13 protein-coding genes and 1 tRNA gene are annotated in these 13,758 nt (G+C 40.3%); 6 read left to right on the top strand and 8 right to left on the bottom strand.

The genetic code is table 11. The features are described from left to right. Positions 1-84 precede the first annotated feature (84 nt). Both JWP71_RS10075 and JWP71_RS10070 read right to left on the bottom strand, forming a co-directional pair. Positions 85-708, bottom strand: a complete 624-nt coding sequence (locus JWP71_RS10075; RefSeq protein ID WP_299499285.1) for a YdeI/OmpD-associated family protein — start codon at positions 706-708, stop codon at positions 85-87. A gap of 148 nt (positions 709-856) precedes the next feature. Next, positions 857-1,339: an ABC transporter ATPase gene (locus JWP71_RS10070; RefSeq protein ID WP_299499283.1), complete on the bottom strand. Its 483-nt coding sequence runs from the start codon at positions 1,337-1,339 to the stop codon at positions 857-859. A gap of 46 nt (positions 1,340-1,385) precedes the next feature. Between JWP71_RS10070 and JWP71_RS10065 the strand changes: the two genes are divergently transcribed. After that, entirely contained in the window at positions 1,386-1,868 is a 483-nt protein-coding gene (locus tag JWP71_RS10065) for a hypothetical protein (protein ID WP_299499281.1), read from the top strand. On the opposite strand, the gene JWP71_RS10060 is transcribed toward JWP71_RS10065, so the two are convergent. Beyond that, the gene (locus JWP71_RS10060; RefSeq protein ID WP_299499279.1) at positions 1,863-2,666 is read right to left on the bottom strand and encodes a (Fe-S)-binding protein; all 804 of its coding nucleotides are present in this window, start codon (positions 2,664-2,666) and stop codon (positions 1,863-1,865) included. The genes JWP71_RS10065 and JWP71_RS10060 overlap by 6 nt on opposite strands. A 66-nt stretch (positions 2,667-2,732) precedes the next feature. Next, on the bottom strand, positions 2,733-4,031 hold the full coding sequence (locus JWP71_RS10055; RefSeq protein ID WP_299499277.1) for a (Fe-S)-binding protein: 1,299 nt from the start codon (positions 4,029-4,031) through the stop codon (positions 2,733-2,735). A 211-nt stretch (positions 4,032-4,242) separates the two neighbouring features. Here JWP71_RS10055 and JWP71_RS10050 point away from each other — a divergent pair. Then, a tRNA-Phe gene (locus JWP71_RS10050) sits at positions 4,243-4,315 on the top strand. A 400-nt stretch (positions 4,316-4,715) separates the two neighbouring features. Here JWP71_RS10050 and JWP71_RS10045 read toward each other — a convergent pair. Together JWP71_RS10045 and JWP71_RS10040 are read right to left on the bottom strand one after the other, a co-directional pair. Beyond that, positions 4,716-6,083 carry an amidohydrolase family protein gene (locus tag JWP71_RS10045; protein WP_299499276.1) on the bottom strand — a complete coding sequence of 456 codons (1,368 nt, stop codon included), beginning with the start codon at positions 6,081-6,083 and terminating at the stop codon, positions 4,716-4,718. A 122-nt stretch (positions 6,084-6,205) separates the two neighbouring features. Further along, positions 6,206-7,114, bottom strand: coding sequence for a slipin family protein (locus JWP71_RS10040; protein ID WP_299499274.1), 909 nt, complete (start codon positions 7,112-7,114; stop codon positions 6,206-6,208). A 209-nt stretch (positions 7,115-7,323) separates the two neighbouring features. Between JWP71_RS10040 and JWP71_RS10035 the strand changes: the two genes are divergently transcribed. The 4 genes from JWP71_RS10035 (at position 7,324) to JWP71_RS10020 (ending at position 10,890) form a co-directional block, all read left to right on the top strand. Further along, positions 7,324-8,154 carry a helix-turn-helix domain-containing protein gene (locus tag JWP71_RS10035; protein ID WP_299499272.1) on the top strand — a complete coding sequence of 277 codons (831 nt, stop codon included), beginning with the start codon at positions 7,324-7,326 and terminating at the stop codon, positions 8,152-8,154. A 63-nt stretch (positions 8,155-8,217) separates the two neighbouring features. Further along, positions 8,218-8,667, top strand: a complete 450-nt coding sequence (locus tag JWP71_RS10030; protein ID WP_299499271.1) for an SRPBCC domain-containing protein — start codon at positions 8,218-8,220, stop codon at positions 8,665-8,667. Positions 8,668-8,752: 85 nt separating this feature from the next. Beyond that, positions 8,753-9,100 (top strand): DUF1801 domain-containing protein, encoded by a 348-nt coding sequence (locus JWP71_RS10025; protein ID WP_299499269.1) that lies wholly within the window; start codon positions 8,753-8,755, stop codon positions 9,098-9,100. 224 nt (positions 9,101-9,324) lie between these two features. After that, on the top strand, positions 9,325-10,890 hold the full coding sequence (locus JWP71_RS10020) for a glycosyltransferase family 39 protein (protein ID WP_299499267.1): 1,566 nt from the start codon (positions 9,325-9,327) through the stop codon (positions 10,888-10,890). Positions 10,891-10,934: 44 nt separating this feature from the next. On the opposite strand, the gene JWP71_RS10015 is transcribed toward JWP71_RS10020, so the two are convergent. Further along, entirely contained in the window at positions 10,935-12,635 is a 1,701-nt protein-coding gene (locus JWP71_RS10015) for a glycosyltransferase (RefSeq protein ID WP_299499265.1), read from the bottom strand. A 10-nt stretch (positions 12,636-12,645) separates the two neighbouring features. Further along, positions 12,646-13,758: DUF5686 family protein (locus JWP71_RS10010; protein ID WP_299499263.1), on the bottom strand; the 1,113-nt coding region annotated here is incomplete at its 5' end.

The following is a 13,758-nucleotide window of genomic DNA, read 5'->3' as shown; positions in this document are numbered from 1 at the left end:
GAGGTACGAGTGAGAAATCTATACACTTGCTATTTGCGTGTCTATAGATTTCTCGCTATCGCTCGAAATGACAAGTTGTATTTCCTACTTATACTTCCAATTTCTTGATTTACCTTCTGTCATCCATTCCATAGCGGTTTCTATACGCTTTTGGCGGGTAGCTTCTGTTTTGGCGTCGATTATCCATTCCAGGTATTCTCTTTTATGCGACGGACTAAAATTGTAGAAAGCAGCTGCGGCTTTCTCGTCTTTTGCCAATGCTTCTAAAAAATAATCGGGCGTAGCAATCTCTGCTTTAGGTGGTTTGGCTGCGGACGCTTTTCTTGCCGGAGATTTTTCGCCTTTTTCAATAAATGCCATACCCTGTTTGATGAAATCTATCATGATATCATCAGCAGGCAGATCAGACAGTTTTGTAATTCGCCCGAAATTTCCCGCAGCTTCTTTTTCGCCCGGGCGTTGCAATACGCCATGCGTATCTACAATGGCTGTACTGCTCCATAAGCCAAATGCCAGGTGCTCTTTAAAGCAAGCCATATTGGCAAGCGTACCGTTATTATACTCAAAAAACGGATGGCCCCACTTTATGGTCTCGGTTATCTGCGGCGATACAGAATGTACCAGCGCGCGTAAATGCTGTAATATTGGTTGAGCAAAGGCAGGTTTCTTGCCTATATACGTGTCAATGCGATGATCGTATTGTTCCATAGTACCAAGATAATGAAAAATATGGACAACAAATTATAAACCATTTCTACCCAGAGCTACCTGAACCCACCTGAACCCACTTCTCATTTCGAGTTGTAAAATTAAAAGAGCGCTCACAAGATTTACAAACGTTTTTGCCCGATTTAGATTAACTCACCAAATCCCTAAACAATTGTATGTGCCAGCTATCCTTAAATGGTACTTCCCATTTGGTTTCCAGCTCGGTAAGGTTTTGTACCAGGTTGTTGTATACAATGGTATCTGTATTGATGCTGCCTTGTTTTAGCAGTTCTTCAAAATCATGACGGGGTAAGGAGAGTACCTCACCGGCATCGCGATAAGCTAAATTAAAACGATCAAACAGGCTGATGTTAAATTCCTGCTCCAATTGCTTCATAAAATTAACCGACTTATCAATAGAACAGCCGCTAGCGCCCGCCTGCGTTTCGTCAACTATCAATATAAAGAAACGATTATAGCGTATTTCGGCTTTGGCCTTAAGCTGATTATTGTGGGCTGTCCACTCGGCAGTAAAGCTGTTTAAGCGTTGCTGAATTTGCTGTACAACCCCATCAGCCAGTTTTTTATCCGACTGATATACCCATACTCTTGAATTTTCAGAAAATTGCATCTGCAAAGCTACCAATTTATTAACTTAGGGGCAGAGTTTTGTTGTCATGGTAAAATCAGTTCTGCTAAAAATCAAAAAAATAGCAATTATTTTTTCTGTCATACTAACCGTTTTGATTAGTTTTTGCTTTGTCGCGGGTATGGGCGACCAGGACTGGTTAAGCTGGGGTAACAAATGTTTGGCGCAATCCTTCGATGCATCATCCGACGTTAAATTAAAAAAATGGGAGCTGGTATTAACAGATGATTCGTTTATCCGTATGCGTAAAGTTTACCAGAATGGTAAGCAGGAATATTTCTCTTTCTTCCTGCAAAAATTAGATGATATAGATTACGTGGGTACGGTTAGTAATGGCACCCTGCAGTTAAAAGCCAAGGGAGATGACATTATTGTACAAACCTATAATGACAAAAAAGGTAATGTAGATTCGATGGCTATGGTCTTAAGTATCCCGGTAAAAAACATGGACCCCGAAAGGCTGGATAGTTTGCGCAACGCGTTAAATTATTTTAAGACGAAGGGATTATAATCCATTTGCTCTCGCGGTTATCTCTGCTATATCCAACACCACTATTTTATCGTCCTTATCATGGTTCTTTACGCCATCGCTTAGCATTGTCATGCAAAATGGACAAGCGGCGGCAACAACTTGCGCGTTAATAGCTATTACCTCGTCTATACGTTCCATATTGATGTCTTTATTGCCTTTCTCGGGTTCTTTAAACATTTGCCCGCCGCCTGCGCCACAGCATAAGCCGTTGCTTTTACAACGTTTCATTTCAACCAACTCGGTATCTAATATTTCTAATGCTTTGCGCGGAGCTTCATAAATATTATTTCCCCTGCCTAAATAACAAGGGTCATGGTAAGTAATGCGTTTACCTTTGAAGCTTTCGCCACCTTCGGCTTTTAGTTTGCCTTCGTCAATGAGCTGTTGTATCAGTTGCGAGTGGTGTATCACCTCGTAATTACCACCTAAACCCGGATACTCATTTTTTATGGTATTAAAGCAATGCGGGCAACCGGTAACTATCTTTTTAATATGGTAACCATCCAGCACCTGTATATTGGTCATGGCCTGCATCTGGAACAGAAATTCATTACCCGCACGCTTGGCAGGGTCGCCGGTGCAGCTTTCCTCGGTACCCAATACGGCATAACTCATCCCAACATGCTGCAATATTTTGCAGATATCGCGGGTTATTTTTTGCGCGCGTTCATCAAAACTGCCTGCACAGCCAACCCAAAATAATATTTCGGGCTGTTTGCCTTCGGCAGCCATTTGGGCCATGGTGGGGACTTTTATTTCTGTCATTCTTTTAGTCATTAGGTCATTGCGTCATTGGGTCATTAAGTCGCGATACAATGACTTAATGACCCAATGATATACTGACTATTTCTCCGCCCAATTAAATCTGTCTGCGTTACTATATTTCCACGGGGCGCTGTTATTTTCAACATTGCCAAACATATTATTCAAACTTGCAGGTGCCTGCGATTCTTCCATAACAATATAGCGGCGCATTTCGGTTATAATTTCCAGCGGATTTATATTTACGGGGCAGGCCTCCACACAAGCGTTGCAGGTGGTGCAGGCCCAAAGTTCTTCACGGGTTATGTAATCATCCAGCAAGGATTTACCATCCTGGTGTTCCTTGCCATGTTTATCTATGTTATTACCCACTTCGGTTATACGGTCGCGGGTATCCATCATAATTTTACGGGGCGATAGTAGCTTGCCCGTAATATTAGCCGGACAAACAGAGGTACACCGGCCGCACTCGGTGCAGGTATAGGCTTCCATCAGGTTTTTCCAGGTGAGGTCGGTTACATCCTTCGCACCAAAGCGGGCCGGTTCGCCGTTGCCTTCGGGTACAAACGATGGATCAAGCATTGCTTTTACCTCATTAGTAACAGCTGCCATATTGGTAAACTCGCCCTTAGGCTCCAGGTTTGAATACCATGTGTTAGGGAAAGCTAGCAGTATATGAAAATGTTTGGAGTAAGGCAGATAATTTAAAAACGCCAGTATCCCAACAATATGCAGCCACCAGCAAACACGCTCCGTAATGGCCAATGTATTTGTATTTGCCGATAGGAGCGGAGCTATTAAACTACTTACCGGGAAACTCCCCGCTTTAATATAATGACCAAAATGTAAAGCTTGCAGCTTATAGTCGGCAGCGTTCATGGTTAAAAAGGCGGTCATTAAGCATATCTCAATAATGAGGATATAGTTGGCATCAGATTTTGGCCATTCGGTCATCTCTGCGCCGCTAAAACGCTTTAAACGGATCAGGTTTCTACGGGTAAGGAAAACTACACAGGCTATAAGTACCAATATGGCTAATATTTCAAATCCACCTATCAGCAAACCATATAAACTACCTAAAGGATTTGAAAAAATACGGTGCGAGCCAAATACACCATCTATCATTATCTCTAAAACTTCAAGATTAATGATGATAAAGCCTATATAAATAAAGAAGTGCATTATAGCGGCTACCGGGCGCTTAACCATTTTGGTTTGCCCCAGGGCTACTTTTGCCATCACCATCCATCGCCTGGCGGGTTGGTCGGCCCGATTGGTGTTTTTCCCCAACAAAATATTGCGCCTAATTTTACCCGCGTTTTTACTAAACAGGTAAATGGCTGATATTAATATAAAGATAAAGATGATCTGTGCAATCATTATGCGTGCATAGTAATTTACTCAAAGATAGTTTTATCTATCAACTATTAATATACCAGTAAACATTTACATACTCTTTTGTTTTTTTTGGAGCTGTAATTATTTGATTTACTGCATAGTTAATTACGGCCTATGTATTAAGCAGCAGAATTTTCAAAAAAAAAATACCTATAAATAAAAAAAAGGCTACATTTGCAGTCCTTAAACGGTCGGTATCATAGCTCAGTCGGTAGAGCAAAGGACTGAAAATCCTTGTGTCGCTGGTTCGATCCCAGCTGATACCACAAAAAATCAGACCTCCTAGCACTACTAGGAGGTTTTTTTATGCTTAAAAGTCCCTTTTAAGAGCGCAAGTGCGGGTTTTCTAATTTTGTTAATTGACCATTGACTTGTGGTTATTCCTTAATTTGATGGACATATCTAATAATATGAGTCGATTAAAAACACTAATCGGCTCATGTTTTACTTATACTTGAGCTGAATAAATAATTAATTGGCTCAGAACTTCACGAAATTAGGAGTCCTTAAACAAGAAGGAGCAGGCAGGTCCGTAAGCTATTAATTGAATTTAGCTTGAGTTAGTGTATGCTGAAAATGGTAAGGTATCGCATTGTGCGATACTCGGATAGGTGTTAAATGAGAAAATAATTGGTTGGTTCATTCGGAGCAATCAGAATGTAACTATTAATTACTTAATGGCCCGTTGCTCACTTCCTTGCCGGATTTGTATACCGCTAAAATCTTGCGGGTATTTTTAATATTAACGGCAGGGTTGCCATCCAGAATAATGAAGTCTGCAATTTTTCCTTTTTGCAGTGTTCCAAATTGCTTTTCGATGTGCAGCATCTCTGATGAATTTTTAGTGGCAACAGTTAACGCTTGTAACGGGGTCAGCCCCGCCTGTACCATTAACTCCAGTTCCAGGTGTTCCGAAAATCCCTGTGCCCGTAACATCATCGCACCAGAATCTGTACCCAGGCAAACCAGGATGCCGGCGTCGTAGATCTTTTTGAGGTTCTTTAAGGCAATGCTAAAGGCAGCCATATTTTTGGCATAAGCGGGCGAGTTTTTGAGGTTATTCTGATATTTTTCAGAAGTGATCAGTTCATACACACCCGGCTCCAGAGATGCTTTAAAGAAAGGATCATTGATCCAATCGGGCCTGCGGGCATAGATATAAGCATATTCATCCAGCGATAGTGTAGGGATATATACCACGTGATTTGCTTTCATTTTTTGCATCAGCGCGTCATCTATTACGCTATCCCTGATGCTGTGTGCGATGATATTCGCACCGTCATTGATCAGTTGCCTCGCATCCGAAAGATAAAACACATGGGCCGCAACACGCAGGTCTTTTTTGTGGGCCTCATCAATAATAGCTTTATAAATGGCAGGTGACATTTTGGTGCTATACTTACCGTTAAAATCATCGATCCATAATTTTACCAGGTCAGGCTTAACCTGTACAAGGCTGTCCATTTCCTGGGGAATTTGCGCTGCTGAAGATGGCCGGTAAACTTTAGTCATACCCATTTCTACCGGCGGCGCACCGCCGGGCATACCAAAACCATAACCGGCAGAATGCAGGCGTGCGCCTGGCAGCAGTTCGGACATTGACGAATCCCGGATGCCGCCATCAAACATAATTGGTCTATCGGTACCCATCACCATAATTGTACCTACCCCATAGCTTTCATATTTTTTAAGCTCACTTACAATCCTGTCTCGGGTGTAAGGATTGGTTTTATTATCCGGCCCACGAATCAATCCGACATGAACGTGATCGCTGATTAGGGCGGGTATTATTGTTTTCCCTGTCAGGTCAATAATGCGAGCATTATTAGCTTTTAAGTTTTTACCTATAGCGGCTATTTTGTTGCCTTTAACCAGCACATCCGCATTATACAACGGTTTGCCACCATTACCGTCTATGAATGTTACATGAGTAAATAAAATAGCATCAGTTTTTTCTGCAGGTTTAAATGCCGAACCCATGATAAAAGCGAGCAATAGGAGTGATGATTTTTTATAGTGTTTGTTTGCAGCCATTTTTGATAGTATTCACAAATGAACGCTGTATTCTTAAGTAAATTTCAGGTCAGGAAGTGGTATATTAGCTAATTAATTAGTAAGTAAGTTGAGCAACTGGGCTGAAAAGCAGCCTTTACTCTTTATTTTTTGCTACCTTTCTGGTTTAAGTTTTTCTGTTCTACCCCGGTTGCCAGTGCAGTTATCCCTGCCAGGTTGCCAAGCTGCATGGTATCTATTGCCGAACTAGGCACAATTACAAGTGTTGAGTTTTGCTTCAATCCCTCATAGAGCATATTCATTGCCCTTAAATGCAAGGCTACCGGGTTGTTGGTATAAGCTTCGGCTGCTTCGGCAAATTTTTCAGCCACTTGTCGTTCAGAATCACCAAGAATTACACGTGCCTGCCGTTCTCTTTCTGCCTGGGCCTGCATGGACATCGCACTTTCTAATGAGGCAGGGATCAAAACGTCTTTAACTTCAACAGAATTGACATTGATCCCCCATGGTTCCGTGCGTTCGTCGATAATTTTTTGCAGCACATCGCTGATCTTGTCCCTTCCCTCAAGCATTTCCGAAAGCATGGTCTTCCCGATCACATCCCGCAAAGCAGTTTGTGAAGCCCAGTTGATGGCATTGTTATAGTCGGCCACCTCAAGTGCAGCTTTTTTCGGGTCCAATACTTTCCAAAATAATACCGCGTCTACATCAACCGGAACCGTGTCTTTGGTAAGCGTTTTTTCTGCCTTAAAAGAGGTGGAGATTACCCTGGTATCAATCCAGTAGGGTATCATATCTATGATTGGGATAATAAAAAAAAGCCCGGGCCCCCTTAGCGATTGAAATTTACCCAGCCGCAGAACCACCGCTTTTTCCCAGGGATTAGCAATTTGAATCGCCGAAGAAATAAATGAGGCGATTATCAGGACAATTGCAGCCGCAATAGTACTTTCGGTCGGAGTTGAACCCTCTTTCATGGAGTAGGTTATTGCCAAACCTATTCCTAAAATTATGAAGAATATAACTGTAGGAAAAAAACTTTTACTTTTCATCAGACGCCTCCTTATTTGTGGTTTATATCGTAGGTCTGTAAACTCACTTTATAACAAATGGTTATAGGGAAATGTTCCGGTTATTTTTGTTTCATTAAAACTAAATGACTAAATTATAGCACCTATAAATACGTTCTGCAATAAAAATTGGAGAAAGCATTTCTTACTCTTATCTTTAATGAGCATTGATGCTTTGCGAGGAGAAACAAATGACAGATTTCCGATTCATTCCTATCACGCCACATCCTTTACTAAGCCAGTATGTTGCAAAAATATACGTATTTGAAAGCAGTGGCCGTCTTCCCGCCAAGGAAAGAAAACTGATCGTCCCGAATGCAAATTTTAAATTAACGCTTACCTATCGTAACGGGATCGTGGCCGGCATCGGCGATAAGACCTTTATTCAAGCTGAAAATAAACTAAGTTTAACGGGCCTGATTGATTTGCCTGTCATTCTTGATTCCCAGGAAGACGCGCAGACTGGCACAATAATTATAGAATTCAACCCACTCGGGGCATATCGTTTTTTCAACGTATCGTACGCTGAGGTCAAAAATCAAATTGTAGAGCTGGCCGACCTGATTGGCAAACACGCGGAAGAACTTCAATCACAACTTGTTGAAGCAAATTCTATAAATCTGAAATTGCAGCTTCTGCAAAATTTTTTGATCAAACAGTTGGAGAAAACGGTGGCTGACCCTATCTATGATTATTGTATCGGTCGAATATTGGGTGCTGATGGTTTGCTGACTGTTACACAACTTGAAAAGGAAACAGGTTATAGTTCGCGCTGGCTTCATCGAAAATTCTCGGAGCATTTGGGGACAGGTGCCAAAAACCTTTCCGAGATCGTCCGATTTAAACAATTTTACCACGCGTATTCAACTGGTGTTAAATTACAAAACCTAAAGGAACAAATTTACCATAACTACCACGATCAATCTCATTTTATTAGGGCATTTAAAAGGTTCACCGGATCTACCCCAACCGATCTTCAAAACAGCACGAATGAGCTCTCAACCAAACAATATAAGAGCTGAGTTCCGATTTGTACAATACTTAGGGATGCCATGACCCTATCTTTGTATAAAAAATAAAATAAGATGGAAAAGAACGATTTTATAAGCAGTATTTCTGCAAAAATTAGTGCGGACGAGGCGATCAAAATGATCAGCAAGTTACCTGAGTGGTGGGGAGTAACCTTTAGTGGAAATTCCGAAAAACAAAATGATCAATTTATAGTAAAAATGGGCGGGGATTCCTTCTTTAACTTTACCGTTGCAGAATTAATTCCCGGTAAAAGAGTTGTTTGGTTAGTTACCGATTGCAACATGCCCTGGTATGCGGATAAAAAGGAATGGGCTAACACCAAGTTAATTTTTGATGTCACTGAAAATAATGGCGTAACAGATCTGAAGTTTAAGCATGAAGGTCTTACACCCGAAGTTGAGTGTTACAAAGACTGTGCTCCGGGTTGGACGCATTGGATAAAAACAAGTTTATTTTCCTATTTTACTACCGGAAAAGGCGTTTTTCGGCCTAGTACCGTATAACCGTTGTGGTTGACCTTCAAGCCGGAGTGCAGTTTGTAATAATGAATTGTTTTGGGTAAATGAAAATACTGTTGTTTTAATGGAGATGCACACTATACTCGAGTCTTATTACCTGTCTAAACCCGAGCCGTATCAAAGCTGTCTGCTGGCGCTGAAGGATGTTATTTTATTTGCCAATCCTGATATTTGCCATGAACGCAAGTTTCAGATACCTTTCTTTACTTATAAAGGAAAAAAAATAGGCTACTTATGGCTTAACCGTAAAAAGCTCATGCTGGGCTTTTGCCTTGATAAAAGCTTGCAGGAACAGAGGCAGGTTACTAAACCAAAAGATAAATATGAATCCACGCAAATTGATCCTAATGCAGACCTGCCGGTTGATATTATTCTACAAAAGCTTAACTATTATCTTGCTCTTATTGATAAAAGCTAATCGTTTACAAGAAGAAGAAATTCTGAACTGAAAGCAAACCATAGTATACCGTCATTTATGATATACTATTTTGCAACCTATTTTGATTTTGTTTGGAGATATTTAAAAGTGTAAACATATTATAATTCAATTATTTATAAGGCAATGGTTTGATGAGTCATAGAATTATTGCAACCATGAAATCCATAACTTCAAAAAGCATTCAAATTGTTTTATTATAATTGATGATAAATCAAGTCATTTTGAATTATCAAAAAAAGCTTTTTTGGTTAATCGCCATTTCTACCCTGGTAAGGCTTATTGTTGCATCCTCTTTGGAATTGGGCAATGTAGAGGTTTATTATTGGGCTTTATCAACAAAGCTTCAATGGAACTATTTTGATCACCCTCCTATGGTTGCCTGGCTCATTCGGCTAACAACCATGAATTTAATACATGCAGAGCTCTTCGTTCGTTTAGGCGCTGTTATGTCTTGTGCTGTTTGTACCTGGCTCATCTTTAAATTAGGCACGCTAATTAAAGATGAACGAACCGGCTGGTTTGCCGCATTGCTTTATACAACTTCCATTTATTCAAGTATTGAAATTGGGGTTTTTATTTTACCAGACAGCCCTCAAATGATATTTTGGCTATCTGGCGTATTGCTGCTGGTAAAGATTATTCAGATGCCTCCGGATCACCCCAAATACCCTTTGCTTTGGTGTTTATTTGGTATAGTATCAGGACTATGTATCATGAGCAAGGTTCATGGTGTTTTTTTATGGTTTGGAATAGGTTCATACCTTTTGGTGTTTGATCGTAGCCGGCTCAAAAATTTATACGTTTACTTATCACTTGGCATTACCTTCATTATTATTTCTCCTATTATTATCTGGAACATTCAGCATGATTTTATTACTTATAAATTTCATAGCAGTCGGATAAGCCTGGCAGGGGCAGGGTGGCATGTGGGAATGTTTTTGAAAACCCTGTCAGAAGTAATTTTTTCTACCGGCCCAATTCATTATTTTCTGGTCTTTAGCGGTATTTATTGGGTCTTGAAAGGCAATTCAACAGTTGATAAAAAACATATTCAAATATTGTTGTTTTGCGGTTTACCGCTGATTGTGATTTTGGTGTTTTTATCTCTTTTTCGGGAGACATTACCACATTGGCCCGGTCCGGCATTTAGCCTATTATTAATTTTACCGGCCATTAAATTGGCTTCCCGGGAAAAAAGCATAGCAGGCAAACTACCAACTATTTTAAAATCAGCCATAGGCTATTCCATCTTTATAGCCATCTCCCAGTTGATGCTCATCAACTATTTTCCAGGCACATTATCGGCAGAAAAGCAAGGAATGAAAGTTGGCGCGAATGATTTGACTTTAGATATATATGGCTGGAAAACAGCCGGAATAAAATACGATTCTTTATATAAAAGTGATGTAGCAAAAAAAACAATGCCTGTCGGAGCTCCCATAATTATTACCAATTGGATTCCCGGAGCCCATGTCGACTTCTATATGGCCCATCCTACGGGGCAACAAACTTATGGTTTTGGTAATATTTGGGATTTGCATCAATATTATTTGATGAATAATTACAAGAAATCATTAAAGTACGGAGATGATGCTTATTATATTTGTCCTTCAAATTTATTTAGCTATAAAACCTCTAATAAGGTATTTAACAGTTTTAAAACTCATGATATGGCCCTGATATTTCCCGAGTACAGAAGCGGAATGGTTTGTAAAAAGTATTATGTTTTCAGACTTAAGGGATATAAAGGATACCAATCACCAAAGTAAGTCCTCGCATTATCGAAATAATTAGTATTTTAAAATATAGTGGGCTAATGTTTCGCCCACGTGCTTGATATACTGCCCCACTTATTTTCTTCAAAATATTTATCAAGCGTTTGCCTGTAAAGGCTTATCAATTCATTTTTTATTTTTTCTTTATCAAATTCTGCTATCAGCTGACAGGAGGTCTTAACAGACTCACAGTAATAGTCCGGATCGTCAATCAATCGCTGCGCGGTTTTTATAAATGCGGCCGTATCAGTAGCCCTCAAATAAGGTGCCCGGTATAAGGTAGTATATTCCTTAATATCCCTGTATACCACCGGCAAACCTGCCGCCGCCGCTTCTAAAGGTGCCAGTGGGCAATTTTCCTGATAGGACGGGAATAAAAAAACATCAGCTGCGGCATATAGGGGCGGCATATCCTCAATTGCCTTTAAACCGGTAAAGAAAATATTGGCGGGGGCGTTTTCGATCCGGTTGTTTATCCGCTGGACGCCTTCGGTGAACATTCCCCAGGGGCGGCCACCCACCCATACAAATTTTTGATCAGGCATGGCTATTGCCATATCAATAAAATCTTCTACTCCTTTTCTTTCCTGCAACTGCCCAACCCCCAATATCAATTTTTCATTTGGTTTAATCCCCAGAAGCTTCCTGCCTATTTGCCTGTTTTCGGGTGTTCTTGCCCAGTTTTCCGTCAATACGGGGTTATATATTCGTACAATGTCAGATTTTACACCTAAATCCTTAATCGCCTTTTCAACCGTAGGTGAAATAGCGATCACGACATCGGCAAAAGAATAAACCATTTTTAAGTACAGGCTGGTTAGCGGAAATAGTTGTTTCCAAAAAGGAATAGTGCCTTTACTGGAATCCGGTATTACATGCGCGGTAAGGATGCGCCTGCCTTTGTAGGCCCATCCCTTCCAGAAATAGTATGGCCCATAAGTATGGGAGTGGAAAATATTTCCTTTTCCTTCCCCGTTTACAGTGAGAATAATATCCCGGTCGCCGGCCAGTAGTTCCATTAATTCTATATAGGCAGTATGTACGCCTTGTCCCTGCGTAACCCAGGCGGTTTCTGATACCATATGCAGCCTGATGAACCGGTCCTTTTCATATTGCAGTTTTTCTTTTGCCTTCTTTTTTTCTTTTAAGATAGTGCTTAGTCTGGTTATGCCGATTATGGAGATAATCAACAATACTAAGCCGAGAGCCTCATACCTGAAATGATTAAGTTTAATTGCGACTTCATTCCAATAAGGGCCGGATATTTCTCCAAGTGTTATATAGGTTCCGCACACCAGGATGGAGGATATGCCCGCTATCGGCATAAACCATTTCGGCTTTAAGCGCAAAAGGCCGGAAACTACTGAAGTATAACCCCTTATAAAAGGGGTGATCCTGCACAAAAATACAGCCCACCAGCCACCCTGGGTAACTTTTTGCTGTAACCTATCAAGGGTTGAATCGGATAAAGGAATCCATTTGGGTTTATGTGCCATTAGGTAATTACCGCAAAAGTAAAACAGCAGATATAAGGTAATTGTTCCCGTAAAATCCGCGGTAATGATGCATAGCAGCACTGCCGGAAAAAAAAGTATCCCTTTAAAAGATAAATAACCCGCGAATAACATCAACAGCTCATTGGGTAGGGGGATAGGAACGCCTATTTCCTGTAAATAAATTAGTAGAAATAAAGCCAGATAGCTATAAGAGCTAATTAGCTGAACGATTTGGGGTGGCATATTTTTTTTATTAAAAATCGGGACTAAAACTGAAACGGAGGCCATAAGGCGTTATACCGGGATGATCAAGATAATTAAACCTGCGGATCAAATCGATCCGTACTAATTTAAATATATTTCCTATGCCCACTCCTGCTTCTATATAAGGCGTATTACCGAGCGAATAAGTTGCCGGTACGCCACTTGAACTAACTGGGAACTGATATAAATTGGCGGTATACCGCGGATTATTTTCATTGCGCAGGCCCCCATATAAAATTTTAAGCGAAAGATATTCTCTCCATTTAAGATGATCAATCAATGGCACTTTATTTAAAAAGAACCCTCCAAAACTATGCGTCAGGTTTAACCCGGCATAATGATCGCTCACAAACTCCAAAAAGTTCATCATATTGTAAGCGTTAGGGTCATACAGGTAGGTTTGATTAGCCGGAATTATATTCAGCAAGGGGAACGGAACCTGGCCAAGTAAAATCCCTCCCTGAAGGGTAATGTCAGTATAACCCAACTGAGATAGGTAAAAACGCTTACCGATACTTGCGCTTACGTTCGTATAACTATAAGATCCGTTAAGTATTCCGCTGAATCCGTGGTTAATCTGCATGTTGAAAATGGGGTATTTACTATAGATAGTATGCCGGTACATGGTGCCCTGCATAATATGTTCATTAGGTGCATATCTTAGACCCAGATCAAATTCAGTAGTGGTTAAATTTTGTACCGGGCTGTTAGCCTGATTATTGATCTGATAATTAAGTGCACCTGCAGGTTGCTGATTCCAGTTCTTAAATTCAACATTATAGGAAAAGTGATTTTCAAAATCTTTTACATAATCGACTCTAAAAATTTTATTATACAACCAAAAATCACTCGTCCCCCGCCGAATTGATAAAAGTATACTTTGCGACTTTTGAATTAAAAAGTTTTGGCCCGGTATGTCAGTATCATACTGGTAGCTAACTTTCAAATAATCATTTGGAAACTGGTAATAAGGTTTCTGATTAAAAGAAAAGGTGCTGCCAAAGTAATATTTGAATATATGATCCTTAGTTCCATAAGCAGAAAAACCTTCTAAATAGATGGATTTATTAAACAAAGGAGTTGTTCTGCCACCCAGCCGAAA

Origin of the sequence: Mucilaginibacter sp., assembly GCF_028287845.1 — a bacterium.
Taxonomy (GTDB): domain Bacteria; phylum Bacteroidota; class Bacteroidia; order Sphingobacteriales; family Sphingobacteriaceae; genus Mucilaginibacter.
The sequence above is the reverse complement of the archived record's forward strand: the minus strand, read 5'-3'. Positions and strand labels throughout refer to the sequence as shown.

Bases quoted from the DNA above. Each gene is read 5' to 3' on its own strand.
- JWP71_RS10075 (WP_299499285.1), bottom strand. From the start codon at position 708: ATGGAACAATACGATCATCGCATTGACACGTATATAGGCAAGAAACCT.
- JWP71_RS10070 (WP_299499283.1), bottom strand. From the start codon at position 1,339: ATGCAATTTTCTGAAAATTCAAGAGTATGGGTATATCAGTCGGATAAA.
- JWP71_RS10065 (WP_299499281.1), top strand. From the start codon at position 1,386: ATGGTAAAATCAGTTCTGCTAAAAATCAAAAAAATAGCAATTATTTTT.
- JWP71_RS10060 (WP_299499279.1), bottom strand. From the start codon at position 2,666: ATGACTAAAAGAATGACAGAAATAAAAGTCCCCACCATGGCCCAAATG.
- JWP71_RS10055 (WP_299499277.1), bottom strand. From the start codon at position 4,031: ATGATTGCACAGATCATCTTTATCTTTATATTAATATCAGCCATTTAC.
- JWP71_RS10045 (WP_299499276.1), bottom strand. From the start codon at position 6,083: ATGGCTGCAAACAAACACTATAAAAAATCATCACTCCTATTGCTCGCT.
- JWP71_RS10040 (WP_299499274.1), bottom strand. From the start codon at position 7,114: ATGAAAAGTAAAAGTTTTTTTCCTACAGTTATATTCTTCATAATTTTA.
- JWP71_RS10035 (WP_299499272.1), top strand. From the start codon at position 7,324: ATGACAGATTTCCGATTCATTCCTATCACGCCACATCCTTTACTAAGC.
- JWP71_RS10030 (WP_299499271.1), top strand. From the start codon at position 8,218: ATGGAAAAGAACGATTTTATAAGCAGTATTTCTGCAAAAATTAGTGCG.
- JWP71_RS10025 (WP_299499269.1), top strand. From the start codon at position 8,753: ATGCACACTATACTCGAGTCTTATTACCTGTCTAAACCCGAGCCGTAT.
- JWP71_RS10020 (WP_299499267.1), top strand. From the start codon at position 9,325: ATGATAAATCAAGTCATTTTGAATTATCAAAAAAAGCTTTTTTGGTTA.
- JWP71_RS10015 (WP_299499265.1), bottom strand. From the start codon at position 12,635: ATGCCACCCCAAATCGTTCAGCTAATTAGCTCTTATAGCTATCTGGCT.